Annotated in this window: 16 protein-coding genes and 1 riboswitch; of the genes, 7 read left to right on the plus strand and 9 right to left on the minus strand. The window is 64.1% G+C overall.

Annotated elements, in window-relative coordinates; translation table 11 throughout:
• Positions 1-45: 45 nt before the first annotated feature.
• Together ACFSQT_RS19745 and ACFSQT_RS19750 are read right to left on the minus strand one after the other, a co-directional pair.
• A complete protein-coding gene (locus ACFSQT_RS19745) occupies positions 46-654 on the minus strand; it encodes a TetR/AcrR family transcriptional regulator (RefSeq protein WP_379021233.1) in 609 nt (202 codons plus the stop codon).
• A gap of 374 nt (positions 655-1,028) precedes the next feature.
• Complete coding sequence (locus ACFSQT_RS19750) at positions 1,029-2,669, minus strand: acyl-CoA synthetase (protein WP_379021235.1); 1,641 nt, start codon at positions 2,667-2,669, stop codon at positions 1,029-1,031.
• A 156-nt stretch (positions 2,670-2,825) separates the two neighbouring features.
• Between ACFSQT_RS19750 and ACFSQT_RS19755 the strand changes: the two genes are divergently transcribed.
• On the plus strand, positions 2,826-3,791 hold the full coding sequence (locus tag ACFSQT_RS19755; RefSeq protein ID WP_379021237.1) for a sugar-binding transcriptional regulator: 966 nt from the start codon (positions 2,826-2,828) through the stop codon (positions 3,789-3,791).
• A 92-nt stretch (positions 3,792-3,883) separates the two neighbouring features.
• A complete protein-coding gene (locus ACFSQT_RS19760; RefSeq protein ID WP_379021239.1) occupies positions 3,884-5,938 on the plus strand; it encodes a bifunctional aldolase/short-chain dehydrogenase in 2,055 nt (684 codons plus the stop codon).
• 148 nt (positions 5,939-6,086) lie between these two features.
• Here ACFSQT_RS19760 and ACFSQT_RS19765 read toward each other — a convergent pair whose 3' ends face one another.
• From ACFSQT_RS19765 to ACFSQT_RS19775, 3 genes are all read right to left on the minus strand, one after another.
• On the minus strand, positions 6,087-7,139 hold the full coding sequence (locus tag ACFSQT_RS19765; RefSeq protein WP_379021241.1) for a substrate-binding domain-containing protein: 1,053 nt from the start codon (positions 7,137-7,139) through the stop codon (positions 6,087-6,089).
• 49 nt (positions 7,140-7,188) lie between these two features.
• Positions 7,189-8,184 carry an ABC transporter permease gene (locus ACFSQT_RS19770; RefSeq protein WP_379021243.1) on the minus strand — a complete coding sequence of 332 codons (996 nt, stop codon included), beginning with the start codon at positions 8,182-8,184 and terminating at the stop codon, positions 7,189-7,191.
• Between the two features lie 82 nt (positions 8,185-8,266).
• Entirely contained in the window at positions 8,267-9,778 is a 1,512-nt protein-coding gene (locus tag ACFSQT_RS19775; protein ID WP_379021245.1) for a sugar ABC transporter ATP-binding protein, read from the minus strand.
• A 135-nt stretch (positions 9,779-9,913) separates the two neighbouring features.
• On the opposite strand from ACFSQT_RS19775, the gene mtnK reads away from it, so the two are divergent.
• Together mtnK and mtnA are read left to right on the plus strand one after the other, a co-directional pair.
• Positions 9,914-11,185: an S-methyl-5-thioribose kinase gene (gene mtnK / locus ACFSQT_RS19780; RefSeq protein ID WP_379021247.1), complete on the plus strand. Its 1,272-nt coding sequence runs from the start codon at positions 9,914-9,916 to the stop codon at positions 11,183-11,185.
• Positions 11,182-12,282, plus strand: coding sequence for an S-methyl-5-thioribose-1-phosphate isomerase (mtnA, locus tag ACFSQT_RS19785; RefSeq protein ID WP_379021249.1), 1,101 nt, complete (start codon positions 11,182-11,184; stop codon positions 12,280-12,282). The genes mtnK and mtnA overlap by 4 nt, the downstream gene beginning before the upstream one ends.
• Before the next feature lie 11 nt (positions 12,283-12,293).
• Here the strand turns inward: mtnA and ACFSQT_RS19790 are convergent, their stop codons facing one another.
• Positions 12,294-12,833 carry an Lrp/AsnC family transcriptional regulator gene (locus tag ACFSQT_RS19790; protein ID WP_379021251.1) on the minus strand — a complete coding sequence of 180 codons (540 nt, stop codon included), beginning with the start codon at positions 12,831-12,833 and terminating at the stop codon, positions 12,294-12,296.
• A 48-nt stretch (positions 12,834-12,881) separates the two neighbouring features.
• Between ACFSQT_RS19790 and ACFSQT_RS19795 the strand changes: the two genes are divergently transcribed.
• The 3 genes from ACFSQT_RS19795 to fba all read left to right on the plus strand — a co-directional run bounded on the left by ACFSQT_RS19795 (position 12,882) and on the right by fba (position 16,243).
• Positions 12,882-14,045 (plus strand): MFS transporter, encoded by a 1,164-nt coding sequence (locus tag ACFSQT_RS19795; protein WP_379021253.1) that lies wholly within the window; start codon positions 12,882-12,884, stop codon positions 14,043-14,045.
• Between the two features lie 216 nt (positions 14,046-14,261).
• Positions 14,262-14,464, plus strand: a riboswitch (FMN riboswitch).
• A gap of 77 nt (positions 14,465-14,541) precedes the next feature.
• Positions 14,542-15,015, plus strand: a complete 474-nt coding sequence (locus tag ACFSQT_RS19800) for a 6,7-dimethyl-8-ribityllumazine synthase (protein ID WP_379021255.1) — start codon at positions 14,542-14,544, stop codon at positions 15,013-15,015.
• A 163-nt stretch (positions 15,016-15,178) separates the two neighbouring features.
• Positions 15,179-16,243: a class II fructose-bisphosphate aldolase gene (gene fba / locus ACFSQT_RS19805; RefSeq protein WP_184871534.1), complete on the plus strand. Its 1,065-nt coding sequence runs from the start codon at positions 15,179-15,181 to the stop codon at positions 16,241-16,243.
• Positions 16,244-16,310: 67 nt separating this feature from the next.
• Here the strand turns inward: fba and ACFSQT_RS19810 are convergent, their stop codons facing one another.
• Genes ACFSQT_RS19810 through ACFSQT_RS19820 form a run of 3 tightly spaced genes read right to left on the minus strand, consistent with a single transcriptional unit; the run spans position 16,311 to position 20,863 of the window.
• Positions 16,311-17,537: a VWA domain-containing protein gene (locus ACFSQT_RS19810; protein ID WP_379021257.1), complete on the minus strand. Its 1,227-nt coding sequence runs from the start codon at positions 17,535-17,537 to the stop codon at positions 16,311-16,313.
• A complete protein-coding gene (locus tag ACFSQT_RS19815; protein ID WP_379021259.1) occupies positions 17,530-19,779 on the minus strand; it encodes a DUF5682 family protein in 2,250 nt (749 codons plus the stop codon). The genes ACFSQT_RS19810 and ACFSQT_RS19815 overlap by 8 nt, the downstream gene beginning before the upstream one ends.
• A gap of 4 nt (positions 19,780-19,783) precedes the next feature.
• Positions 19,784-20,863, minus strand: coding sequence for an ATP-binding protein (locus tag ACFSQT_RS19820; RefSeq protein WP_379021261.1), 1,080 nt, complete (start codon positions 20,861-20,863; stop codon positions 19,784-19,786).
• Positions 20,864-20,893 lie beyond the last annotated feature (30 nt).

A 20,893-nucleotide genomic window follows, 5' to 3' on the forward strand; every position in this document is an offset into this window, starting at 1 on the left:
CTCCGACTGGAGATGAGTGGTCGACACCGGCACCCGCGTGCGGCGCTATTTCTTCAAAGCCTTGATTGCATAGTCGATGAGGTCGTCGGGCATCGCCCGATTGGTCTTGGCAAGACACTGCGCCACCATTTGCGGATGGCACAGGATGACGGTGGCGGCGCCGAAGCAGCGCGACGCGATCACCGGATCCTGTTCCCTGAACTCACCAGCCTCGATGCCATCGCGGATTACCTCCGCGAACAGGTCGTGAATGCTGTCGACATGCTTGTCGATGACGCCCCAGTCCCGCTCGAGCGCGACGATGACCATTTCATGGACCTTCTGCTCGTCGAGCATGACTTCCATCGTCATCTTGTATTGCGCATGGACGTAGCGCCGAAGCCTCTCCTCCGCGCTGATCGGCAGATGGCAAATCTCGTAGGCCATCTTGTAGCTGGCGCCGAGCATCCGGCCGCAGACGGCCTGGTGGATTTCGACCTTGGTGGCGAAGAAACGGTAGATATTGGCCGGCGACATGCCGAGTTCACGCGCGATGTCGGCGACATTGGTCTTGCCGTAACCGTAATGCCGGAACAGGCGCTCGGCGCAATCGAGAATGCGCGTCACATTCTCCTGTCGGGCAGCGTCGGCGACAATGGTGGCGGCTTCGGACATAGCTTCCTGCTAATTTACGAGTGACGAATTTCGATTTTCGTCACTCGTAAATCGAAAAAAGCGACCTGTCAATGCGATTTCGACGTACTTGTACGATTGGTGACAGCTGGTGACAGAGAAGAACGAGACCGGCGCCCCACGATTGGCGAAAGGCCTATTCGTTCGTCATCCTAGGGCGAAGCAAGGAGCGCAGCGACGCGGCGCAGACCCTAGGATCCATGCCGTGACATCGGCCAAAGAGTGTGATGGATCAATAGTTTACACTGTCGGGGGCGAGCCATTTTCGACCGTTAGAGCACGGCGGTGAGGTTATGGCATGGATCCTGGGTTTCCGCGACGTCGCTTCGCGACTGCTCCACCCTAGGATGACGAAGTTAGGTACCCTTCGCCATTTCCCGCAGCCGGAACTTCTGGATCTTGCCGGTCGAGGTCTTCGGGATTTCGGCGAAGATCACCGCCTTCGGCACCTTGAAGCGGGCAAGCAGCGCACGGCAGTGCGCGATGATCTCGGCTTCGGTCGCCGCCTTGCCGGGTTTCAGCTCGACATAGGCGACCGGCACCTCGCCCCATTTGTCGTCGGCCCTGGCGACCACACCGCAAGAGGCAACGGAGGGGTGCTTGTAAAGCGCGTCCTCGACCTCGATCGAGGAGATGTTCTCGCCGCCGGAGATGATGATGTCCTTGGAGCGGTCCTTGAGCTGGATGTAGCCATCGGCATGCATGACGCCGAGATCGCCGGAATGGAACCAGCCGCCGGCAAAGGCTTCGTCGCTCGCCTTGCGGTTCTTCAGATAGCCCTTCATGACGATGTTGCCGCGGAACATCACCTCGCCGATGGTCTCGCCATCCGCCGGCGTCGTCCGCATCGTCTCGGGATCCATGACGGTCAGGCCTTCAAGGGCCGCGTAGCGCACGCCCTGCCGTGCCTTTTTGGCGCTGCGCTCGCCCTTTTCGAGATCGTCCCAGGCGCCGTGCCATTCATTGACCACCGCCGGGCCATAGGTCTCGGTCAGGCCGTAGAGATGGGTGACGGAAAAGCCGGCATCGGCCATGCCCGACAGCACGGCCTCCGGCGGCGGAGCAGCCGCGGTGTTGAAGGTGACGGTCTGCGGGAATTCGCGCTTGTCCTCGTCCTTCGCATTGATCAGCACCGACATGACGACCGGCGCGCCGCACAGATGGGTGACACCGTGATCGGCAATCGCATCGTAGATCGGCTTCGGCCGCACCCAGCGCAGGCAGACATGAGTGCCGGCCTGGACGGCCAGCGTCCACGGAAAGCACCAGCCATTGCAGTGGAACATCGGCAGCGTCCACAGATAGACGGCATGCTTGGTCATGCCGGCATGGATGGTGTTGGTGTAGGCCATCAGCGCAGCACCCCGATGGTGGTAGACGACGCCCTTCGGGTTGCCTGTCGTGCCGGAGGTGTAGTTGAGCGAGATCGCATCCCACTCATCGTCGGGCATCGACCAGGCGAAATCCTCGTCGCCGCTTGCGACGAAGTCCTCATAGTCTGATGTGCCGATGCGCTCGCCCTTCGGATAGGGCGCGTCGGCGGCGTAGTCGGGATCATCATAGTCGATGACCAGCGGCTTGACCTTGGCCAGTTCCAGGGCCTGCTTGACGACGCTAGAGAACTCGCGGTCGACGATCAGTATCCTGGTCTCGGCATGGTCAAGCTGGAAGGCGATGACCGCGGCATCGAGGCGGGTGTTGAGCGAGTGCAGCACCGCCTTGGTCATCGGCACGCCGAAATGCGCCTCCAGCATCGGCGGCGTGTTGGACAGCATGACGGTGACCGTGTCGCCCTTGCCGATGCCACGCTTGTCGAGCGCCGAGGCAAGCTTCAGCGACCGGCGCCAGAACGTGCGATAGTCCATGCGCTGGCGGCCATGGATGATGGCGACATGGTCGGGATAGGTCTTTGCCGCGCGCTCCAGATAGGTCAGCGGCGTCAGCGGCTGGTGGTTGGCCGCGTTCTTGTCGAGATCCTGTTCGTAAGGATTGCCCATCCCGTCCTCCCATTCCATCGAAGACTTCTAATCACAGGCTCGCGCCGGCGTCATCCCCCGTCAAACAGCCAAATCGGTTGAGGCCCGTGCGCCGGATACAATCAGCAAGTTTGACTTTTGTCGAAGGCCGTGAATAATGTCAGCCGAGGAGACGGCATGGCGATCCGACCGGCAGAACAGCTCATCCACAAGGCCGCCTGGCTCTACTACGCGCATGGCCTCCGGCAGGACCAGGTGGCGAGCCAGCTTAACATTTCCCGTGCCTCGGTCGCCATGTATCTGCGCAAGGCGCGCGAGACCGGCATCGTCAATATTTCGACCTCGACCCAGCTTTTCACCGACGATGTGCTGGCGCGCAAGCTCGAGGATGCGCTGAGCCTCCACACCGTCTGGATCGCGCCGGAAAACGACCATATCGCCGATCCGTCGACGGAAATCGCCGTGCTGGCGGCAAGCGTCTTTCTCGAGCTGGTCAAGAAGGGCGATCGCATCGGCGTCGCCTGGGGCCGCACCGTCTACACGATCGCCGACATCATGTCCTATGCCGACCTGCAGGATGTCACCGTGGTGCAGCTGTGCGGCAATCTCGGCGCGCCCTATTCCTACCGGCCCGACCAATGCACGATGGAGATCGCGCGGCGGCTGAACGCCAAGGGGCTCAACTTCTACGCGCCGCTGGTGCTGTCGACGGAAGAGCTGGCGCGCGCGCTGCGTGCCGAGCCGGTGATCCGCGAGCAATTGTCCGGCGTCGGTGAATGCGACATGGCGCTGTATTCGGTCGGTGCGGTCGACGCCGACAGCCATCTGGTCAAATGCGGCGCCCTGACATCGGGCGAAATGGCGGAGCTGCGCAGCCGAGGCGCCGCCGGCGTCATTGCCGGGCAGATCATCGACGCCGAGGGCAAGGTGCTCGACTGCAGCTACAACCGCCGGGTGATCTCGGCCGAGCTTGCCTCGCTGCGCGCCATCGCCAGGCGGCTGATGGTCGTGCAGGAGGACAGCAAATTCGAACCGCTGCTCGCGGCGATCGCCGGCGGACTTTGCACGCATCTGGTGGTCGGCGCACGCATGGCGAAGCGGCTGCTGGATCATGCTGGAGCCACCACAGAAAAGGCCTCCTAGAGAACACAAATTTCCCTCGCCGGCGCATTGTCATCAAAGCGTCGCGGCATTCCTGTTTCACCCATCAAAGACAACAACCGGACGAAGCGAACATGAAGAACCTGTGGAACGACGACGCAGCCGAAAAACTCGTTGCCGACTATGCAAGGAAAGGTGTCGGCCGCGACCTGGCGTTGCGCGTCTACACGACCCGGCTGCTGGGCGGCGAGCCACGGCTGGTCCTGCATGGTGGCGGCAACACCTCCTGCAAGACGACGGCCACCGATCTGGTCGGCGACGAGTGGGACGTGCTGTGCGTCAAGGGCAGCGGCTGGGACATGGGCGTCATCGAGCCGCAGGGCCTGCCGGCGGTCAAGCTCAGACCGCTGCTCAAGGCGCGCGCGCTGAACAGATTGGCCGACGAGGACATGGTTGCCCTGCAACGCGCCAACCTCATCGACCCGTCCTCGCCCAACCCCTCGGTCGAGACGCTGCTGCATGCCTTCCTGCCGCACAAATTCGTCGACCACACCCATTCGACCGCCATCCTGGCCATCGTCGACCAGGAGGATAGCAAGCCGCTGGTGAAGACGGTGTTCGGCGACAAGATGGGCTATGTGCCCTACATCATGCCCGGCTTCGACCTCGCCAAGGCGGCCGCCGACATTTTTGACGCCGATCCGACGGTCGAGGGCCTGATCCTCGACAAGCACGGCATCTTCACCTTCGGCGACGATGCCAGGCAGGCCTACGACCGCATGATCCACTATGTGAATGTCGCCGAGGACTTCATTGCCGCAAGCGGCAAACCCAAGGCGGCAAAGGTGGCATTGCCGGCAAGGCTCGCGACACCTGCCGCCATTGCGCCGACGCTGCGCGGCGCCGTCGCGGTGGCACGCGGCGAAGGCCGCTTCGACCGCATGATCAGCGATTTTCGCACCTCGGATGCGGTCGTCGATTTCATCAATTCGGCTGACATCGCCGACTATGCGGCACGCGGCGTGTCGACGCCCGATCTGTCGATCCGCATCAAGACCGGACCGATGGCGCTGCCGGCGCCCGACGCCGACAAGGTCGGCGACTACAAGGCGGTGGTCAAGGATCACGTCGAGGCCTTCGCCAGGGACTACCGCGCCTATTTCGAAACCAACGATGCCCTCGACGACGTCAAGCGCACCATGCTCGACCAGATGCCGCGGCTGACGCTGGTGCCCGGGCTCGGCATGTTCGGCCACGGCCGCACGCTGAAGGACGCGAAGATCGCTTCCGACGTCGGCGAGATGTGGATCGAGGCGGTGCGTGGCGCCGAGGCGGTCGGCCGTTTCCATCCGCTCGCCAAGGCCGATCTGTTCCCGCTCGAATACTGGTCGCTGGAACAGGCCAAGCTGGCCTCCAACAAGCCGAAGCCGCTGACCGGCCAGGTGGTGCTGATCACCGGTGGTGCCGGCGCGATCGGCGCGGCGACGGCCAAGCTGTTCGCAGACAACGGCGCCCATGCCGTCGTCGTCGATCTCGACGCCGAAAAGGCGGCCGAGGCGGCGAAGAAGGCCGGCAACAATTCGATCGGCGTCGCCGCCGACATCACCGATCCGGCCCAGGTGCGTGCTGCATTCGACAGGGCGGTTGCCGTGTTCGGCGGCGTCGACATCCTGGTCTCCAATGCGGGTGCTGCCTGGGAAGGCCGCATCGGCGAGCTCGACGATGCACTTTTGCGCAGGAGTTTCGAGCTCAATTTCTTCGCCCACCAGTCGGTGGCGCAGAATGCCGTGCGGATCATGCTCGAACAGGGCACCGGCGGCGTGCTTTTGTTCAACACCTCCAAGCAGGCGGTCAATCCGGGGCCGAAATTTGGCGCCTATGGCGTGCCGAAGGCAGCGACGCTGTTCCTGTCCAGGCAATACGCGCTCGACTATGGCGCGTATGGCATCCGTTCGAACGCCGTCAACGCCGACCGCATCCGCTCGGGTCTTTTGACCGACGCCATGATCGCCAGCCGCTCGGGCGCGCGCGGCGTGTCGGAGAAGGACTACATGTCCGGCAATCTGCTCGGCCAGGAAGTGACGGCGCAGGACGTGGCGCAGGCCTTCCTGCACCACGCGCTGGCCGACCGGACCACCGCCGACGTGACGACGGTCGACGGCGGCAACATCGCGGCGGCGCTGCGGTAGGCAAAGTCTTGCCCTTACAGTCCCAGCCGCGCGCCAGGGGACTGTAAGGCGCGTATGCCTAAACCCTAACAAAGAGGCTGCGGGAGAAGACTTCAAATCTGAAAAGAGCGGCCCGAGAGCCGCTCTTTCTTTTGTCTTCGGCTGAACCCTACTTGGCGTTCGGGTTCGGCATCCAGGCCGGCATCGCGACATCGGCATGGGCGAATTGCGGCAGCTTGGCAGACAGGTCTTCCATGTTCTTGATGTCCTTGTCGATGAGGTCCTTCTGGGTGATCAGCGTCGGCGGCACGACGACGTTGTGGCCCGGATCTTCACCGGCGAGCAGCTGTGCCAGCGCGCGCACCGAGACCTGGCCGACAACGGCCGGGTTGGTCGCGGCGGTTGCCGCCCAGGCGCTGTCGGGCTCACGCATCGCGGCGATATCCGACGTCGAGATATCGGCCGAGTAGATCTTGATGCCCTTGTTCAGGCCCGCCTCGTCGACGGCGATCTTCACGCCCTTGGCGAATTCATCATAGGGCGCGAACATCACCTTGATGTCGGCGTGGGCCGACAGCACCGAACGCGCCTGGTTGGCGACGGAATTGGCGATCGGGTTGTCGAGCGTGCCGAACATCGCGACTTCGTTAATGCCGGCATGCTTCTTCTTGACGTCGACCCAGGTCTCGTTGCGGCGGTCGAGCGGCGCGATGCCGGCGACATAGACATAGCCGGCCTTCCAGCTCTCGCCATTGTCCTTGACCGCCTGCTCGAGAGCGAGGCGGGCCAAGTCGCGGTCGGACTGTTCGACCTGCGGAATCTTGGGGTTCTCGACGTTGACGTCGAAAGCCACCACCTTGATGCCGGCGTCGACCGCGCGCTGGGCGGCGTCCTTCATCGATTCCGTCAGGCCGTGCTGGATGATGATGCCCTGCACGCCAAGCGCGATGGCCTGGTCGACCATGTCGGACTGAAGGGCGGCGTCCTGGCGGCTGTCGAGCACGCGCAGGTCGATACCGAGCGCCTTCGACTGCGCCTCGACGCCACTGAGATAGGCCTGGAAAAAGTCGCCGGTCGAGAGATAGCGCACCAGCGCGATCTTGACGCCGGGCTTGTCGAAAGGCGCCGGCTTGTCCGCGGCCAGCGCCGGGAATTGCATCAGCATGGTTGCGCCGGCCAGCCCGAGCGCCACCTTCCCCAGAAGTCTTCTTGTGATGTTCACCTTGTTTCCTCCACTCTTGTTGAACCCAAAATCCTCTCCGGTCGAAAAGCTACCTCCTGCCCCGGCCCGAAAGGGCAAAGGTGAAGACAAGGGCGACGACCAGAACCACGCCCTTGACGAAATCCTGCGTGTAGTAGGGCGCGTTCATCATCGTCAGGCCTTGCAGCAAGATGCCGACGAACAGCGCGCCGACGGCGGTGCCGAAGGCGTTCGGCTTGGCGGCGCCGAGCACCGCGTAGCCGATGAGCGCCGCGGCGACAGCGTCGAGCAGCAGATTATTACCCGAGGCGATGTCGCCGCGTCCAAGCCGGGCGGCGAGCAAAATGCCGCCGATCGAGGCAAAAACTCCTGAAATAACGTAGGCCCAGATTTTGTATGCCTTGACAGGCGCGCCGGCGAGTTCGGCGGCGCGCTCGTTGCTGCCGACCGCATACATCATGCGGCCGAAACGCGTGTATTCGAGGAAGAACCAGATCAGCACGGCGAGCACGAGCAGCACCACCACCGAGACCGGAATGAGGTTCGGGATGAAGAAGTCGAAGCGGTGGCGGCCGAGCGCCAGGAAGGCGTCGCTGAACTTGCCATTGGCGACCGAACCGTCCGGCATGGTCATGCCGGTGGCGATCGAGCGGCCCTCGGTCGGGATGCGCTGCAGACCGACGAGCAGGAACATCATGCCGAGCGTCGCCAGGAGATCGGGCACGCGCATGTAGACGATCAGCCAGCCATTGATCAGACCGACAATGGCGCCGATCAGCAGGCAGACGACGACCGCGACGAGAGCGTTCTGTTCCAGCACCACCATGACATAGGCCGCCGCCATCATGGCTGATGTGGCGACCGAGCCGATCGACAGGTCGAAGCCGCCGACGACGAGCGTGGCGGTGACGCCGAGCGCCAGAACGCCGGTGATGGCGACCGACTGGAAGATGAAAACAGCACTTTGCGGCGAAACGAAACCGTCGGCGGCGATCGCGAAATAGGCGACGAGCCCGAACAAAAGCACGATGAAGCCGTAGCGGATAGCGTAGTCGCGCAGCGTCATTCAGCGCTCCCGCGCGCCGCTGCGATTTTTACCCAACTCGAACCCATGGTCTCTCCATTCCAATTCCCATTTGCCGCCGCGCTCAGGCGGCGCTGTGCAGCGGTCCGCCCGCCACCTCGGCGAGCAGGCGATCGAGATCGACATCGGCATTGCGGTGTTCGCCGACGATGGTCTGCTCGGACATCACCAGGATGCGATCGGCCGTCTCCAGCGCCTCGTCGAGCTCGGTGACGAACAGCAGCGTGGCGCGGCCGTTTGCACTCGCTCTCAGCTTGGCGGCAATGTCGCGCCGGGCGGAAATGTCGACGCCCTGAAACGGTTCATCGAGAATGAACAGTCCTGCATCCTGCGCCATCCAGCGTGCGACCATAACCTTCTGCTGGTTGCCGCCCGACAGTTCCGACATCTCGTCCTTCTCGGAGCGGCAGACGATGCCGAGCTCCCGGATTTGCTGGCGAGCGGTGGCGCGTTCGAGGCGGCGCTTGAGAACACTGAAATTCGACATGCGCTTCAAGAACGGCAGGCTGACATTGCGCTCGATATTGAAGCTGCCGACGATGCCGTTCTCGCCGCGATCCTTGGCAACGAGGAACACGCCGGCGGCGATCGCTTCGGCTGTCGATCCCGGCGCATAGGGTTTGCCGTTCAGCACCATGGTGCCGGCGAGCGGCTTGCGCACGCCAAACAGCGTCTCGGCCAGCGCCGTCTTGCCGACGCCGACCAGGCCGGTGATGGCAACGACCTCGCCGTCGCCGAGCGTCAGCGAGATCGGCCTGGCGCCTTGCGCCAGGCGCAAACCCTCGATCTTGAGGACGATGTCGGCCGAATCCCTGACGACGATCTGGTCGAGGTGAATCTTGCGGCCGAGCATGGCGTTGACCGCGCCTTCATAGTCGAGCGGTTTCTTGTCGAAGGCGCCTGAGATGATCCCGTCGCGCATCGAGACGATACGATCGGCAAGCCGCCTGATGTCGGACATGCGGTGCGAGATGTAGAGGATGGCGACGCCCTGCTCGCGCAGCCTGTCGATCAGCGCAAACAGCCGATCGGCTTCGGCGCTGGACAGAGAGGAGGTCGGCTCGTCGAGGATCAGCACTTTCGGCTGATGCGCCAGCGCGCGGGCGATCGCCACCATCTGGCGATCGGCCAGCGAAAGATCGCTGACGCGCGCCCTGAGATCGATGGCCAGCCCCATGCGGTCGGCAACGGCCTTGGCCTCGCGACGCACGCGCGCCGGATTGAACAGCAACGGGGCACCGCTGCCACTCAAGCGGTCGAGGGTCAAATTGGTGGCGACATCGAGATCGGCGACGACACCATCATTGATGTTCTGATGCACGGTGACGACGCCGGCGCGAATCGCCTCCGCCGGCGTTCCCGGAGCGAAGGCCTGACCAGCGAGGACCATGGTGCCGTCGCCGCGCTCATAGACGCCGCTGATGATCTTGACGAGGGTGGATTTGCCGGCACCGTTGGCGCCCATCAGCACGGTCACTTCACCGGCATGCAGTTCCAGCGAGACGCCGCCAAGCACCTCGTTATGGCCAAAGGATTTCCTCAGCCCCTCTGCGCGGAACACGGCATCGCCGACCATACGTTCCTCCCTGACATGACGCTATGGGCTACATCGGCAATTGTCAACACGATTGACAATTGCCAGATCGCTTCCTAGCTTGGCCCGGCCGCCATGCCTCCGTTATGTTCGGAGCGCATAAGCGAGAGGATGACGATGACGCAGAAATTGCCGTTCGAAGCACTGTCGGTCGAGACGCTCCCGAGCCGCCTTGGCGACAACGAGGCGTTGCGCGCGAAGATCGGCAAGGACACGAGCGCCTGGAAGGTCCGCGAGGTCGGCGACGGCAACCTCAACCTGGTGTTCATCGTCGAAGGCGCCAGCGGTGCAGCGGTGGTCAAGCAGGCCCTGCCCTATGTCCGCTTGGTCGGCGACAGCTGGCCGCTGCCGCTCAAGCGCTCCTTCTTCGAATACCATGCGCTGACCCGGCAAGAAGAGCGCGCGCCGGGGTCGGTGCCGACGATCTATCACTTCGACGAAGCCCAGGCGCTGATCATCATGGAATATCTGTCGCCGCACATCATCCTGCGGCGGGCGCTGATCGAAGGCCGGCAGCTGCCGAACATTGCCCGGGATATCGGCCTGTTCATGGCCCGCACCCTGTTCCGCGGCTCCGACCTGCATATGGCTGCCAGGGACCGCAAGGCCGATCTGGCGCTGTTCGCCGACAATGTCGAACTCTGCGACATCACCGAGAACCTGGTGTTCTCCGACCCCTATTTCGACGCTAGGATGAACCGGCACACCAGCCCGCAACTGGACGGCATCGTCGCCGAACTGCGCGCCGACCGCGACCTCAAGGTCGAGGCGCAGCGGCTGAAGCATAGCTTCGCCGCCAATGCCGAAACGCTGCTGCATGGCGACCTGCATTCCGGCTCGATCATGGTCACCGAGAGGGAAACCCGGATGATCGATCCGGAGTTCGCCTTCTACGGTCCGATGGCGTTCGATGTCGGCATGCTGCTTGCCAATTTCTGGATGTCGTTCTTCTCGCAACGGGGACACGAGCAGAGCGGCAAACGCGACGCCATGCGCGCCTACCTGCTCGAGGTGACCGTCGAGACTTGGGTCGTGTTCCGCGCTGAGTTCTCGCATCTGTGGCGCACCGAGCGCACCGGCATGCTCTACCAGAAAAGCCTGTTCGAGGATCAGGGCGACAGGCTCGGCGCCGAACAGGCGCTTGACCATGTGCTACACCAGATCTGGACCGATCTGCTCGGCTTCGCCGGCATCGAGGTCCACCGGCGCATCCTCGGCCTTGCCCACAATGCCGATTTCGAGACCATTGCCGACGAGGATCTGCGCGCCAGTTGTGAGGCCAAGGCGCTGAAATTCGGCCGTCACCTCGCCGTCAACCGGCGCCAGATCCACAGCATCGACGAGGTCAGCACCCTGGCCGCGCTGATCGAACAGGAGAGCAGCATTTGAACGTCGGCGACCGCCACTATCGCACCATTTGGTTGAGCGACGACCGGCGTTCGGTGGAGATCATCGACCAGCGCTGGCTGCCGCATGATTTCCGCGTCGAAAGGATCGGCAGCGTGGCCGGCATCGCCACCGCCATCCGCGACATGTGGGTGCGCGGCGCGCCGCTGATTGGCGTCACCGCTGCCTATGGCGTCGCCATGCAGATGACCGACGATCCGTCGGACGCCGCGCTCGACGCGGTCTGGGAGACCCTGCACGAGACGCGGCCGACCGCGATCAATCTGCGCTGGGCGCTGGACGAGATGCGGCGCTTCCTGCGGCCATTGCCTCCCGAACAACGGGCCGAAGCTGCCTATCGGCGGGCCAGGGAAATCGCCGACGAGGATGTCGGCCTCAACCGCGCCATCGGCGAGAACGGCCTCGCCATCATCAAGGCGATCGCGGCGCGCAAGCCGAAGGGTGAACCCGTCAACATCCTGACCCATTGCAATGCCGGCTGGCTGGCGACCGTCGACTACGGCACCGCCACCGCGCCGATCTATCTGGCGACCGAGGCCGGCATTCCGGTCCACGTCTATGTCGACGAGACGCGGCCGCGCAACCAGGGCGCCCAGCTGACCGCATGGGAGATGGCCGGCCATGGCGTGCCGCACACGCTGATCGTCGACAATGCCGGCGGCCATTTGATGCAGCGCGGCGAGATCGACATGGTGATCGTCGGCACCGACCGCACCACCGCCGACGGCGATGTCTGCAACAAGATCGGCACCTATCTCAAGGCACTCGCCGCCGCCGACAATCACGTGCCGTTCTATGTCGCCTTGCCGTCGCCGACCATCGACTGGACGGTGCATGACGGGCTGGTCGAGATCCCGATCGAGCAGCGCTCGGCCGACGAGGTGTCGCTGGTCTGGGGCAAGACCTCTGATGGCGAGATCGCCCAGGTGCGCATCTCGCCCGAGACGACGCCGGCGGCCAACCCGGCCTTCGACGTGACGCCGGCGCGACTGGTCACCGGCCTGATCACCGAACGCGGTGTCGCCAAGGCGTCACGCGAGGGCCTGAAGGCGATGTTTCCCGAGCGCGGCCAGATCTGACTGCAAGCCACCTAATAGAGCGGCTCGGCCATATGCTTGGGCGTCGGCCACTGCGCGGTGACGCCAGGCTGCACCGGCCGCTCGAGATAGGTCGACAGGACCACATAGCTGCGCGTCGAGGTGACGCCCGGCGTTTCGTAGAGGCGTGCCAGAAGCCCTTCGAGCGCTCTCGTGTCTTCGGTGCGGACCTTCAGCAACATGCAGGTGTCACCGGCGACGGTGTGGATTTCCTCGACTTCCGGATATTGCGAAACCGCCATCAGTTCCGGCGTCTTTCCCCAGCCCCTGGTGTCGATATGGACAAAGGCGAGCAACGGCTTCTTCACCGCCTTGGGATCGATGATGGCGGCTGTGTTGCGGATGGCGCCGCTGCGCCGCAGGCGCTTGACGCGCTCATGCGCGGCCGGCGGTGAAAGCCCGACACGATCACCGAGTTCGGCATAACTGACCGTCGCGTCATCGACCAGAACGCCTAATATTTTTCGGTCAATTGCGTCGAGCTCACGGGCCGCAGACCTGTTCTGCAGAATGCCATCTGTTTCTTCGTCCATGTTGAAATCCTCGATTGCTGCTGAATTTAATACGGTCATTATGGTCATATGTCGAACACCGATCAAGTTGCATCATTGACCGCGCGGGCGCCGATCCCGGCCCTCGCCTATCTCCTGACCGGCTGCATCGCCGTGATCGGCTCGAATTCGCTCGTCCTGGGCCCGATCGCTCCGGCCGTGGCCTCGTCGTTTGCGACAAGCGTGCCGGTGGTCATGATTGCGGCCGCCGCGTTCGGCCTCGGCACCTCCGCAAGCGCGCTGTTCCTGGCGCGCTACATCGACCGGGTTGGCGCCCGCCGGATGCTGCAGGGCGCTTTGCTGTTGCTGGCGATAGCACTCGTCGCCAGTGCCGCGGCACCGACGGTCGCGGCGCTGGTCGTGGCCCAGTCTGTCGCCGGTATCGCTGCCGGTATCGCCATGCCGGCTATCTATGCGAGTGCGGCGGCCATCGCGCCGCCGGGCCGCGAAAGCGGCACGATCGGCGTCGTGCTGACCGGATGGACGCTCAGCATGGTCGCCGGCGTTTCGCTATCGGCCGTGCTTGCCGATCTCGTGCATTGGCGCGCCGTTTTCGCCGCGGTAGCGCTGCTTGCAACGATTGCCTTGGCCGGTCTCACAATGACGTCGCTGAGCGACACCAGGAAGAGCGGTCCGGCGCCGACGCCGCTGGGCGCGCTCGGCATTCCCGGCATCGTGCCGCTGCTCATCGCCTGTGCCGCCTTCATGACCGCCTTCTACGGCGTCTATGGCTATCTCGGCGATCACCTTCACAGCGGATTGGGGAGACCGGTGAGCGCCAACGGCTGGGCAGCACTCGCCTATGGCATCGGCTTCGGCACGGCTGCCCTCCTCGACGGCGTCATCGATCGCCTGGGCGCGCGCCGTGTCATGCCATTCGCCTATCTTCTTGTCGCCATCGTCTATGTCGCCATGGCCGCGACAAGCGGCAGTTTCGGCCTGACCATCGCCATGGTGGCGGTCTGGGGGCTTGCCAATCATTTCGGATTGAACGTCCTGGTGATGCGCCTGTCGGCGCTCGATCCGTCGCGGCGCGGCACGATCATGGGCCTGAACAGCGCGGTGACCTATCTGGCGGTGTTCGTCGGCACCACCGGCTTCGGGCCGCTCTATTCGACTTTCGGCTTTGCCACCTGCGCGGCGGTTGCGGCATTGCTGATGCTGGTTGCCGCTGCAGCGGCGGCATGGCGCTAAGGTGTACTGATATTCAGGTGATGCCGGCCTGCAAACGGCGGCTTCCTGCGCTTCCGGTGTTCACGTACCAAAAGTACGCTCCGCTCCGGTTCTCGGAATCCACCGTTTTCGACTCGGCCTGACCTGAATCTCAACACACCTTAGTCGACAGAACGTGATGGGCCAGGACCTTCACGCGGTTGACAGCAGCGCCCTGCCCTTCCATACAACCGGCGTTAAAGTTCTCAGGGCGGGGTGAAAGTCCCCACCGGCGGTAAGGACTCTCAGTTGCGCATGATTCCTTTCCGAAAACCGGTTTCGGTTTTCGGGGTCATGCGCGGGACCCAAGCCCGCGAGCGCTCTCCGGTTTGCCGGAGAGGTCAGCAGATCCGGTGTGATTCCGGAGCCGACGGTTAGAGTCCGGATGGAAGAGAGCGAAACGAAAGACGGACCGCCTTGGCGGGCCGGATTTTGTATCGTGCGTCCTGATTCTGGTTCGAAACGGAAGGATGGACCCATGAATCAGCATTCCCACAAAGACTATGAAACAACCCGCATCGCCGTTGTCAGAGCGCGCTGGCATGCCGACATCGTCGACCAGTGCGTGCGGGCCTTCGAGGCGGAGCTGGCCTTGCTCGGCGGTGAGCGCTTCGCCGTCGATGTCTTCGACGTGCCCGGCGCCTACGAGATTCCGCTGCACGCCAAGACCTTGGCTCAGACCGGCCGCTATGCCGCGATCCTTGGCACGGCGTTCGTCGTCAATGGCGGCATCTACCGGCATGAGTTTGTCGCCAGCGCGGTGATCGACGGCATGATGAACGTGCAGCTGTCGACCGGCGTGCCGGTGCTGTCGGCGGTGCTCACACCGCACAACTACCATGACAGCGCCGAGCATCACCGCTTCTTCTTCGAGCACTTCACCGTCAAGGGCAAGGAAGCGGCCGATGCCTGCGTGCAGATCCTGGCGGCCCGGGAATTGATCGCGGCCTGAGACATCAAAACAGGCCGGATTTCAGCCCTGCAACAAGAATTGCGATCGACAGGACCGCAGAAGGTTGCGGTTGGCCTGAAATCCGGCCAGAAGCATCACGGGCCGACCGGTGACCGGCCGGCCCGCGACGTTGCGCTTGAAACCAGATACGGGAGACTATTGGGTGGCTCGCATAACACTGAGACAATTGCTCGACCACGCCGCCGAATACGGATACGGCGTACCCGCTTTCAACATGAACAACATGGAACAAGGCCTCGCCATCATGGAGGCCGCCGAGGAGACCAAGTCGCCGGTCATCCTGCAGGCGAGCCGTGGTGCTCGCGCCTATGCCAATGACGTGGTGCTGGCCAAGCTGATCGACGCGCTGGTCGAAATCCACCCCGACATTCCGGTCTGCATGCATCTCGACCATGGCAACAACGAAGCCACCTGCGTCACCGCGATCCAGTACGGCTTCACCTCCGTCATGATGGACGGATCGCTGAAGGAAGACGGCAAGACGCCGGCCGACTACGCCTACAATTCCGGCATCACCCGGCGCGTCGTCGACATGGCGCATTGGGGCGGCGTGTCCGTCGAAGGCGAGATCGGCGTGCTCGGCTCGCTGGAGATGGGCGGCGGCGAACAGGAAGACGGCCACGGCGTCGAAGGCGAGATCAGCCACGACCAGCTTTTGACCGACCCGGAACAGGCGGTGGAGTTCGTCAAGGACACCCATGTCGATGCGCTGGCGGTTGCCATGGGCACCAGCCATGGCGCCTACAAGTTTTCGCGCAAGCCGGACGGCGCGGTTCTGGCGATGAACGTCATCGAGGAAATCCACCGCCGGCTGCCCAACATGCATCTGGTCATGCACGGCTCGTCCTCGGTGCCGGAGGATCTGCAGGAGATCATCAACAAATATGGCGGCCAGATGAAGCCGACCTGGGGCGTCCCGGTCGAGGAGATCCAGCGCGGCATCAAGCACGGCGTGCGCAAGATCAACATCGACACCGACAACCGCATGGCGCTGACCGGCGCGATCCGCAAGGTGCTGACCGAGAACCCGAGCGAGTTCGATCCGCGCAAATATCTGACGCCGGCGATGGCGGCGATGAGGAAGCTCTGCAAGGAGCGCTTCGAGCAGTTCGGCACCGCCGGCAACGCGCAGAAGATCAAGCCGCTGCCGGTCGCCGAAATGGCCAAGCGCTACAAGTCTGGCAGCCTCGACCCGAAATTCGGCTGAGCTCGATCAACCATCCAGAGTCGCCAAGCACATCCCCTGGCGGCTCTGGAGGCTATTGTGCTGTGTTTCACTCCGGCGTGTCTGCCTCGGCGCGAACCAGCTTGATGTCGGCGCCGGCCGCCCATGCGCCGATATCCTCGCGACGCAATGCCGCCGCCATCAGGTCTGGAAACAGATCCGGCGTGCAGGCAAAGACCGGAACGCCGAGCGCTGCCACCGAACCGGCCATCTTGGGGTCGTAACCGGGCCTGCCCTGGTCGGTCAGCGCCAGAAGCACCACGACATTGACGCCGGACCGAACCAGCGCGGCAAGCCGCTGCAGCAATTCCTGACCGTTGCCGCCTTCATAAAGGTCGGTGATCAGCACCATATGCGACTTGGTCGGCCGTTCGATGCGATCCGCGCAATAGGCGACGGCCTGGTTGATGTCCGTGCCGCCGCCCAGTTGCACGCCGAACAGGACTTCGACGGGATCGCTGAGTTCCTCTGTGAGATCGACGATGGCCGTGTCGAAGCAGACGAGCCTGGTCCGCACGACCGGCAAGGAGGCCATCACCGCGGCGAATATCGAGGCGTAGATCACCGAGCTTGCCATCGAGCCGGATTGGTCGACGCACAGCACGACCTCGTCCAGATCGACCAGCCTTCGCTGTTTGCGCAGGAAGCCGACCAGCTTCTCCGGCACGATGGTTTTATGCTCGGGCTGGTAGTGGCGAAGGTTGGCCGAGATGGTGCGCGACCAGTCGATATCGCGCTGGCGTGGCCGGTTGGTGCGCTGCGACCGGTCGAGCGCGCCGCGGATCGCCTCGGCCGTCTTCTGCTCCAGCCGCTGCATCAGCTTGGCGACGATGTCGGCGATGATCGTACGCGCGATGTCCTTGGTCTTGGCCGGCATGACCGAGCGCAGCGAAATCAGGTCGGCAACGAGATTGACGTCCGCCTCGATCGCCTTGAGGAACTCGGGCTCCATCAGCATCTGCTTCAGGTTGAGGCGCTCGAAGGCATCCTTCTGGACGATCTGCACGACCTGCGCCGGGAAGAACGACCTGATATCGCCCATCCACTGCGCGACCCGAGGCGCCGAGCGGCCGAGCCCGCCGCGCCGCTTGCGCGGATCGGCGGCCGCATCGCCGGCACCATCGCCGTAGAGTGCGTCGAGCGCCGCCGAAAGCCGCTTGTCGGTATCGGAAAGCGCTGACGAGGCTTCGTCATCGGCGCCGATCGCCAGGCGCCAGCGGCGCTCCCGTTCGTCGCCCGCCTGGACCGGTTCGCGCATTTCGGCCTCGTCATCCATTGCCGTTCCCGCCCTTCAGCAACGGTCCAAGTCGTTCCAGATGGCGACGCCACGCGTCGTCACCATCGGGTGTCGGAGTGAGTCCGGCCGGCAGGCGCGCGGCGCGGCCGAGCACCGCTTCGATCAACCGCCGCCGCTCCATCGAGTCCAGATGCGAAAAGACCCGGCGCAGCAGCGGCAGATGCGCAATGAAGGCATCTTCGTCGAGGGATGTAAGCCAGGCATCGACCGCGCCGCGCAACGCCTCGTCATAGATGAGCCGCTGGCCGGCGGTGCTGAAGAAGCCTTCGAAGAACCCTGCCGCCTCCGCGACCGGCGTTCCCGGCGACAGGCGCCGTGCGATCAGGCCCGCCGCCGCGTCGGCGGACAGATGGCCGGCTTCGTAGAGCAGATGCGCGGCGCAGCCTGCGACCAGCGCCGTCGATCGCGATCCATCGAGCACCGCGGCCAGTCCGTTGCGCCAAGCGTCCAGCACGTCCTGTCCGGGCTCGACGAGCGTGATCGCTTCATCGGCCTTGCGCATCGCGCCAACCAGCGCCGCCGAAGCCTGGGCGTCGAGGTCGCGGGCGGCATAGGCAAGCGCGATCCCGCCCTCGATGATCAGCCGCTCCAGCAGACCGGACAGGCGGGCCGTTTCCGTCTTGCGCGCCTCGCCATAGCGGATGATGTCGGCGAGCGGCGGCACCGATGCCAGGATTTCCAGGCATTCGCTGCTGTGCGCCGCTCGTTCCTCCAACGCCACGAGACCTGCGGTCGACGCTTCCGACAGGTCCGCCGTGATGGCGCCCTGAACCAGTCCCGCCAGCGCGTCGAGAGATGTCGCCGCGCCGATCATCTGGATCAGCCGGCCATTGGCGGCCTTCTCGATGGTCGGCCCGTAGATCAGGTTCTCGACCAGGCGAACGGCATATTCCGGCTCCCACGAGAGCGCCCATCGCTCGCGAAAGGTGCCGCGGCTGCGTCCGCTGTCGGTCAATTTGCCCCAGTACACGCCAAGCACGTTCAGCCGGTGCAGCAATGTCGAACGAAACAGCCCGCTTTCGCTGCGCAAATCGACCGACAGTTCGCGCTCCAGCGCCTCGGGCTTCAGCCGCGCCGCCTTCTGGTTGCGCTGCAGATCCTCGATCAGCGGCGCCAGCGGCGTGTCGGGCGGAATTTCACCGACATCCGCGCCCAACAGCAGTTCGGCTTCCACCAGCGCCCACAGCAGCGCTTCGCCGTTGAACAGGGCGGCGATTGCGGCGTCGCGCAATTCCTCGAAGCCAGGCTTTGGCCGCTCACGGATTGCGGCCAGCGCACGGGCCAGCCGTTCGGCGTCGATCAGCGAGGCGGTCGAGACCATGTGCCCCTTCGCCCTCAGCACTGTGGCGATGCGCGCGAGCCACAGGACCGAGGCTCCGCCTTGCCCACGCGTCTGCCACAGATGCTTGCACCAGCCGGGCGCTACGACGCCCGCACCGTAGCCGAAGCCTAGCGCCAGGCGCGGCCCCGTCCATGGTGCCCAGGTCATCGTGCTTTTGCGCCGGGCGAGCCCTTTGAGAAGCGCCTGGTCGTCCTTCTGTGGCCGCGTCGCCTGCAATGCAGGCACATGCCAGGCGCCGCAAACGACAGCGATCAGCCCCTCGAATTCCTTGCGCGCGGCGATGATTTCAAGCCGCATATGCGCTTCACGCCGGGCCTCGAATTCGGCAAGCGGACCTTCGCCGTCCCGAAGCGTCGTCATTGCATCGGATATCGCGGCGAAGATGGGACCCGGTTGCGGATTCTGCTCGATGATATCGGACCACCAGCTCTCGCCATCCTCATAGCCGGCCGCCTGCGCCAGCGTCCCGATCGGATCACGCACATGCTGAGCCGTCCCTTCGTCGACACCGGGTTCCGCTTCGCCGGCATCAGCATCCTCAGCATCATCAACCGCCGCAACCCGGGCCGATGACGGCAGGTCGATGAACCGCAAGGCCGCGTTGTTGCCGACAGCCCACAGGGCCGCCTGGTATTCCGGCGAGAACTCGGCGAAGGGCCAGAAGCTCGTCGAGGCCGGATCGTCTTCCGGATAGCAGAGCAGCGCCACCGGCGGCTGCATCTCAGGGCGGGCAAGCAGCGGCAGCAGCGCGGAGGCATCGGCCGGCCCTTCGATCAGCACGGCGACCGGTTTCAAGTCCTGCAACGCCTGCACCAGGCTGTCGGCGGAGCCGGGCCCGTGATGGCGTATGCCGAAGTAGGAAACGTCGCTCAGCGCCATGGCGTCAGATCGCCGCGTTCAACGCCGAATAGTAGCCGGCATAATCGGGCCGCTTCTTGAGCACGGTTTCCAGATATTCCTCCAGCACCAGCTTGTCCTGCACCGGATCCTTTATGATCGCGCCCACAAGGCTGGCGGCCAGGCCTTCGGCGCCGAGCTTGCCGCTGTCGAACCAGGCCGCCTGGCTGAGGCCGCCAACCATGGTGGCGATGGCCTCCGCCGTGGACAGCGAACCGGACGGCGTCTTCAACGTGACCTTGCCGTCTGATGTGGCACCGGAGCGCAATTCGCGAAAGATGGTCAGCACCCGGGCGATCTCCTCGCCGACATTCTTCGGCACCGGCAGGTCGAGACCGCCAGCCATCTCGCCGACCCGCTTCGAGACGATCGCCACTTCCTCCGCCATGTCCTCGGGCAACGGCAGCACGACGACATTGAAGCGGCGCTTCAGTGCCGATGACAGCTCGTTGACGCCTTTGTCGCGGTTGTTGGCCGTGGCGATGATGTTGAAGCCGCGTTGCGCGTAGATCGACGTGTTGAGTTCCGGGATCGGCATCATCTTTTCGGACAGCACGGTGATCAGCGTGTCCTGCACATCCGACCCCATGCGCGTCAGTTCCTCGAGGCGGCACAGCTTGCCGTCCTGCATGGCGCGGTAGAGCGGCGTCGGCACCAGCGCCTCCTGGCTCGGGCCCTTGGCAAGAAGCTGCGCGTAGTTCCAGCCATAGCGGATCTGGTTCTCGTCGGTGCCGGCCGTGCACTGCACGATCAATGTCGAGTCACCCATGATGGCGGCGGCGAGATGCTCCGACACCCAGGACTTGGCCGTGCCGGGAACACCGAGCAGCAACAGCGCGCGGTCGGTGGCGAGCGTCGCCACGGCGGTCTCCATCAGCCGCCGGCGGCCGACATATTTGGGCGTTATCAGCGTCCCGTCATCGGCCTTTCCGCCGAGCAGATAGGTGAGAACCGCCTTGGGCGAAAGGCTCCATCCGGCGGGCTTTTGCCGGTCGTCGTTGCGCGAGAGCGCCTGCAACTCGGCGGCGTAGGCCTGCTCGACCGGAAGACGGATGGCTGCGTTCATTTGCTGTTCTCCGGATTGATCATCTGTCGG

This window comes from Mesorhizobium calcicola (assembly GCF_042682105.1).
Lineage (GTDB): Bacteria > Pseudomonadota > Alphaproteobacteria > Rhizobiales > Rhizobiaceae > Mesorhizobium > Mesorhizobium calcicola.

What these genes read in the sequence shown, in the direction of transcription:
- ACFSQT_RS19745 (WP_379021233.1), bottom strand. Translation starts at nt 654, where the DNA reads ATGTCCGAAGCCGCCACCATTGTCGCCGACGCTGCCCGACAGGAGAAT.
- ACFSQT_RS19750 (WP_379021235.1), bottom strand. Translation starts at nt 2,669, where the DNA reads ATGGGCAATCCTTACGAACAGGATCTCGACAAGAACGCGGCCAACCAC.
- ACFSQT_RS19755 (WP_379021237.1), top strand. Translation starts at nt 2,826, where the DNA reads ATGGCGATCCGACCGGCAGAACAGCTCATCCACAAGGCCGCCTGGCTC.
- ACFSQT_RS19760 (WP_379021239.1), top strand. Translation starts at nt 3,884, where the DNA reads ATGAAGAACCTGTGGAACGACGACGCAGCCGAAAAACTCGTTGCCGAC.
- ACFSQT_RS19770 (WP_379021243.1), bottom strand. Translation starts at nt 8,184, where the DNA reads ATGACGCTGCGCGACTACGCTATCCGCTACGGCTTCATCGTGCTTTTG.
- ACFSQT_RS19775 (WP_379021245.1), bottom strand. Translation starts at nt 9,778, where the DNA reads ATGGTCGGCGATGCCGTGTTCCGCGCAGAGGGGCTGAGGAAATCCTTT.
- mtnK (WP_379021247.1), top strand. Translation starts at nt 9,914, where the DNA reads ATGACGCAGAAATTGCCGTTCGAAGCACTGTCGGTCGAGACGCTCCCG.
- ACFSQT_RS19790 (WP_379021251.1), bottom strand. Translation starts at nt 12,833, where the DNA reads ATGGACGAAGAAACAGATGGCATTCTGCAGAACAGGTCTGCGGCCCGT.
- ACFSQT_RS19795 (WP_379021253.1), top strand. Translation starts at nt 12,882, where the DNA reads ATGTCGAACACCGATCAAGTTGCATCATTGACCGCGCGGGCGCCGATC.
- ACFSQT_RS19800 (WP_379021255.1), top strand. Translation starts at nt 14,542, where the DNA reads ATGAATCAGCATTCCCACAAAGACTATGAAACAACCCGCATCGCCGTT.
- ACFSQT_RS19810 (WP_379021257.1), bottom strand. Translation starts at nt 17,537, where the DNA reads ATGGATGACGAGGCCGAAATGCGCGAACCGGTCCAGGCGGGCGACGAA.
- ACFSQT_RS19815 (WP_379021259.1), bottom strand. Translation starts at nt 19,779, where the DNA reads ATGGCGCTGAGCGACGTTTCCTACTTCGGCATACGCCATCACGGGCCC.
- ACFSQT_RS19820 (WP_379021261.1), bottom strand. Translation starts at nt 20,863, where the DNA reads ATGAACGCAGCCATCCGTCTTCCGGTCGAGCAGGCCTACGCCGCCGAG.